Source organism: Streptococcus mitis (genome assembly GCF_946190275.1).
GTDB lineage: Bacteria > Bacillota > Bacilli > Lactobacillales > Streptococcaceae > Streptococcus > Streptococcus mitis_DC.
The window spans coordinates 1-5202 of sequence record NZ_CAMHZQ010000035.1; the positions used below are offsets into that span (position 1 = coordinate 1).

Below are 5202 nucleotides of genomic sequence, written 5' to 3' on the forward strand. Positions count from 1 at the left end.
ATCAAAAAAGAAAGGACGAAATTTGTCCTTTCTAGATATTAGCTTTTCTTCAACCCACTACAGTTGACAAAGAGCCTGGAAAAAAGGCGGTGGTTACGCCTTTTTCATCTGATCTTTTGCTTCTTTTAATTTTCCATAAAGAAGATAGTCTACTTTTTGCAAATCTGCTATGGTTGCACAATTAAGGGCACACATGATCAAGCGTAGATCTGCTTTCCAGCCTTGGACAATGCTGATTACTTCTTCAACTGAATAGTTTTCAACCAATTCCAGAACGGTTCGTGACAATCCTACAGCCTTAGCACCAAAGACCAAGCACTTAATCATATCCAGCGGATTCCGAACGCCACCACTGACCAAGAGTTCAACCTTGTCTTTCCAGTCTTGGGCATTGAGAAGGGCTTGCATGGTAGACTGGCCCCATTGATTGAGATAATCACGCTGACCACTGCGACGGTTTTCAATATAGGCAAAGCTGGTGCCACCACGGCCTGACAGGTCCACTGTACGAACACCTAGTTCATAGGCTCTTTCAATAGTCTTGGCATCCATCCCAAAGCCCACTTCCTTGAGGACAATCGGAACAGGGATTTGCTTGCTATAGTCTGCTAGATGCGATTGCCAGTTTCTGAACCTTCTTTCTCCCTCAGGCATGAGTAATTCCTGCATAACATTGACATGAACTTGCAGGAGAAGGGGACCCATCTCTTCTACAGTCCGAAGGCCCAACTTAACAGGCTTGTCCAATCCAATATTGGTTCCAAGGAGGAGATTTGGATGGCTAGTCTTGACAGAAAAAGAGTCATCTGTTGGATCTTTGAGGGCTGCGCTATAAGAGCCCGTCACAAACAAAATCCCACAGGCCTCTGCCACCTGAGCCAGTTTTTGATTGATTTCTCTCCCCTTATCGCTTCCACCCGTCATGGCATTGATATAAAAAGGAAAGTCCCACTTTCGACCTGCAAACTCTGTAGACAAATCAATCTCATCCAGGTCATAAAGAGGCAGGGAAGAATGAATCAACTCCACCTCATCAAAGCTATTATAGGAACTTTTCTGCTCAAGGGCATAGCGGATGTGCTCATCCTTACGATTTGTCGTCATGTCCTATCCTTTCTTGATATAAGAGCTCAATCCCCAGATCGGCCCAACGATTTTTTAAGGTTTCAGTTGACTGCACATCAAAACTCAAGGCAATCCCACAGTCACCACCACCAGCGCCACTACTCTTGGCAACAGCCTGCAAATCTTGACTGGCTTCTTTCAGTTGTCTGAGCGAAGGCGTGTAAATATCTGCGCTCAAGCCTTCTAAAAGTTGACTGGCCACTTCTACTTGCTCGATCATTTTTTCTGATTCCCCCTGCTCCAAGGCTTCTACCAAAGTAGCCACTGTTTCTTTTGAGGAACTTAAAAAATTCTGATTGATATTTTGCTTGATTTGTTGAACCATATCACTAGATACAGCCACTTCCTTGGTCCATCCCACTAGGAAATCACATTCTAAAGTTGGTCTCACTTGCGAAATTGAAAAGCCCCAATCACGCTCTAAAACTGTCGCCAAATTTTCTTCTTCCAACCAAGTAGCCACTTTCTGGCGATCAAATGACTGGTAAAGAACCAATTCCTCTGCCACAATACAGGCAAGGTCTCCCATAGAACCATTGTCTCCGCGCTTGAGCAAGACAGCACTGGCCAGCTTGAACAAGAGATCCTGATCAACAGAAACATCATACAGAGCCAGTAAAGCCTTGACAACCAAGACAACGACGCTGCCACTAGAACCCATACCAAACTTTTTCCCTTCTCGTTCCATTTTTCCACGGATTTCTAGAGAAAAAGGTCGCAAGGTTTGCCCACGATCAGCGAGGAAGCCATTCATCAAAGCAATTGTTTCTTGAATCAAGCTGTAGTCGTGATTTGGCGTCAAATCTACTGCGTAATCAAACATATCCGAATAAATACGGTAACTATTAGAAAAAGCAATCTCGCCCTTCATATAGATGGGAATGGCCTTTATTAAGGCCAACTGCCCTGGCTCTAAAATAGCATATTCGCCTGCCCAATAGAGCTTCCCGCAAGTTTTAACAGCAATCATCTTGGCTCAAATCCTTTGTTTTTGACACAATCAAGCGATAACGTTGACCGAAGATTTCTGATAAATGCTCCAAGTCTTTCTCCTGACAGAGAACCTTGACATTGGGACCAGCATCCATAGTAAAGTAACAAGCCTCTCCTTGCTCACGTAGCTGGCGAACAAAGTCCATGGCTTCATAAGAGGCATCCGTCAGATAAGAAAAGGCTGGTGACGCAGTTTTGGTCGTAGCGTGCATAGCAAGGGCATTTTTCTCCGTTAACTCCCCAACCTTGGCAAAGTCATTTTCCTTAAGGTAAACCAGCATATCCTGATAATCCTTCTCAGACTGACGCACCCAGTCATCAAAGGTCGTCGAAGTTTCCACACAAAGTTTCATCCCATCACGACTAGAGATTGGTTTTTTCTTGTCCTCTAGCACCAACATAATCATAGCTAACTTCAAGTCTGTCTCTACAGGGTAAATTTCCCCACTATCCTTATCCCAAGCACCTAGTGGTCCATAAAAACTCCGAGAGGAAGATCCTGAGGCAAACTTAGCCTCCTGTGCCAACTGACTTCTATCCAATCCAAGCTTGAAATAAGCATTGCAAGCCTTGACCAAGGCAGACAAACCACTAGAACTTGAGGACAGACCCGCCGCGGTCGGCATATTGTTTTGAGTATCGATACGAACAAAGTCCTCACCAGCTGGACGGTAGCGGTCAACAATCTTACTCATCTTGGCATGCTCAGACTCATTTTGTAGCTGACCATTGATATAAAAGGCATCAGCTGTCGCATGGGCTGACAAAGGTGACAAGGTCGTCTCTGTATACATATTTTCCAAAGTCAGAGAGATACTGCTAGTAGCAGGAACCATCTCTTTTTCTTTTTTCTTTCCCCAATATTTGATAATAGCAATATTTGCGTAAGAACGTACTGTTACAGGCTCTCGATCCATGTCTGAACAGCTCCTTTCTCTTCTAATCTTTCTGCTAGTTCTTGTGCGTGTGTCAAATCGGCTGCCAAGGCTATGATACAGCCTCCTAGCCCACCACCGCTCATCTTGGAACCCAGAGCACCATGGCTAAGAGCCGTTTCAACCAGAGAGTCTGCCTCAGGGCTACTGACACCAATTTCTTTTAAATGTAAATGGGCTTGACTGAGGATTTGTCCCAGCCCTTCAGCATCTTTTTGTGAAATCGCATCTTCTGCCTGCTGGGTTAATTCTCCCAAGGCATGCAAAAACGGTAGGGCATCCTTGCCCTTACTTTGAACCACTTGGATGGCTTCACGAGTGTGACCATAAACGCCTGTATCTGCAATCACCAAATAGGCAGATAGATTCATCTCAAGCTCTGTAAATCCTACGTTCTTGATAAAGCGAATAGACTGGTCACTGAGACAGGTCTTAGCATCCAAACCACTTGGATTCATATGGGCAATCATCTCAGCCCGATTGACCAAGATTTCTAATACATCATGAGGCAGATCTGCCTGATAGTAGTCAAATACCGCACGAATGGCCGCTATGCTGATAGCTGCTGATGAACCCATTCCTCGTTTTTCAGGAATAGCCGAGTCAATCTCACAGCGAATGCAGGCTTCTTTGATATTCAAATACTCCAGAGAAGCATAAACTGCCATGGACAAAGCATCCTCCTCATAGAGACGCCAAGGACTCGCTGCAGGAACTACCTTACAAGTCACCTCTACCTCCAAAAGAGGCAGGGAAATGGCAGGATAACCGTAAACGACCGCATGCTCCCCTATTAAAATAATCTTACTATGTGCCTGACCGACACCAATTTTTTTTGTCATTTTTTCCTTTTGCTAGACTAAAAAGCCGTCCCATTTTTCATACAAGTATTACTTCTTTCCTATCTATTTTATTATATTTTCACAAAAAAAGCGATTGTTTCCTTTACAATCGCCTCTTTCATTATTGAACCCATTCGCCATTATAGTTGACGTAGTACCCATCTACAGTGGTATTCACTGCTAAATCACCTGAGCTATAAGCATAGTACCATTTACTACCGACCTGGAACCAACCAGTTGCCACAGCTCCTGAGGAACGGAGATAGTACCACTTGTTACCAAGGTATTGCCATCCTGTTTTCATATCGCCATTTTGCTCATCTAAATAATACCAAGTCGAACCATCTTGATACCAACCAGTTGCCATAGCTCCTGATGAACGAAGGTAGTACCACTTATTACCAAGGTATTGCCAACCTGTTTGCATGATGCCAGTTGTTGGATCTAAATAGTACCAAGTTGAGTTATCATTGGTCCAGCCACGCACTAGCTCCCCAACCGTTAAACTGTCGATACGAGCATCGAAATTACCATCCTTCTGTAAATAATACCAGTGTCCCTCGTCATAAATCCAACCAGTTTTTAAAGTGTGATAGCTACGCTGATCTTCAAAATAATAGACTCGTTTCTCTGCTGGGCTATCATATTGTTCCCCATGATGTTTGTTGGTATTGGTAGCAGTTTTTGCTTCTAAAACTTGCTTGCCAACAAATTCTTGTAGGCCCCCATCTTTACCAAAGTAATACCATTGTGGCATTGGCATAGATTCTAATCTTAAACCATTTGGGTAAGGACCAATGGTACTTCCTTTAGATGGAAAAGGGATATATTGCCAGCCGACAACCATTTCTCCTGATACATGATCAAAATAATAGGTCTTGCCATCAATCACTCGCCAGGCCTTTTCTTTGATGTCACCCTTCTTGTAGTAGGTTCTACCATTTTCTTGGACAAATTGCCAACCTTCTGAATCAGCATCATCCGCCAATACTGTACTTGTTGCTAGCAGACCAAAGAAAAAGATTGCTAATGCGATTTGCATCAATTTTTTTATTACTTTCATTAGATGTATCCTCCATAACTGATTGTAGCAAAGACCCGACTGCATGTCAATATATAGAACTTCCTCAAAAAAAGCAGTTACATAACTGCAACTGCTTTCTATTCTGGCTCTATAATATTTGTAGTGGGTAAATCCCTATGGATATTATGGAGCCGATTTTGTTGTAGAAAAAAGTCCCATAAGATCTATAATGAAAAGCGACCAAACCATCATTAGAAAGAATCATATGGAACAATTACATTTT

Annotated in this window: 5 protein-coding genes; all 5 read right to left on the reverse strand. The window is 43.2% G+C overall.

Features of this window, described 5'->3' with window-relative positions:
- Window positions 1-93: 93 nt before the first annotated feature.
- Window positions 94-1104 (reverse strand): type 2 isopentenyl-diphosphate Delta-isomerase, encoded by a 1011-nt coding sequence (gene fni, locus N8M20_RS10065; RefSeq protein ID WP_261080493.1) that lies wholly within the window; start codon window positions 1102-1104, stop codon window positions 94-96.
- Entirely contained in the window at window positions 1088-2095 is a 1008-nt protein-coding gene (locus N8M20_RS10070) for a phosphomevalonate kinase (RefSeq protein ID WP_261080494.1), read from the reverse strand. Before N8M20_RS10070 ends, fni begins: the two co-directional genes overlap by 17 nt.
- Window positions 2082-3035 (reverse strand): diphosphomevalonate decarboxylase, encoded by a 954-nt coding sequence (gene mvaD / locus N8M20_RS10075; RefSeq protein ID WP_261080495.1) that lies wholly within the window; start codon window positions 3033-3035, stop codon window positions 2082-2084. The genes N8M20_RS10070 and mvaD overlap by 14 nt, the downstream gene beginning before the upstream one ends.
- Window positions 3017-3895 carry a mevalonate kinase gene (gene mvk, locus N8M20_RS10080; RefSeq protein WP_261080496.1) on the reverse strand — a complete coding sequence of 293 codons (879 nt, stop codon included), beginning with the start codon at window positions 3893-3895 and terminating at the stop codon, window positions 3017-3019. Before mvk ends, mvaD begins: the two co-directional genes overlap by 19 nt.
- A 121-nt stretch (window positions 3896-4016) precedes the next feature.
- The gene (locus N8M20_RS10085; RefSeq protein WP_261080497.1) at window positions 4017-4958 is read right to left on the reverse strand and encodes an N-acetylmuramoyl-L-alanine amidase family protein; all 942 of its coding nucleotides are present in this window, start codon (window positions 4956-4958) and stop codon (window positions 4017-4019) included.
- Window positions 4959-5202: the final 244 nt, after the last annotated feature.

Coding starts and splice junctions, on each gene's coding strand:
- fni (WP_261080493.1), bottom strand. CDS start 1,104: ATGACGACAAATCGTAAGGATGAGCACATCCGCTATGCCCTTGAGCAG.
- N8M20_RS10070 (WP_261080494.1), bottom strand. CDS start 2,095: ATGATTGCTGTTAAAACTTGCGGGAAGCTCTATTGGGCAGGCGAATAT.
- mvaD (WP_261080495.1), bottom strand. CDS start 3,035: ATGGATCGAGAGCCTGTAACAGTACGTTCTTACGCAAATATTGCTATT.
- mvk (WP_261080496.1), bottom strand. CDS start 3,895: ATGACAAAAAAAATTGGTGTCGGTCAGGCACATAGTAAGATTATTTTA.
- N8M20_RS10085 (WP_261080497.1), bottom strand. CDS start 4,958: ATGAAAGTAATAAAAAAATTGATGCAAATCGCATTAGCAATCTTTTTC.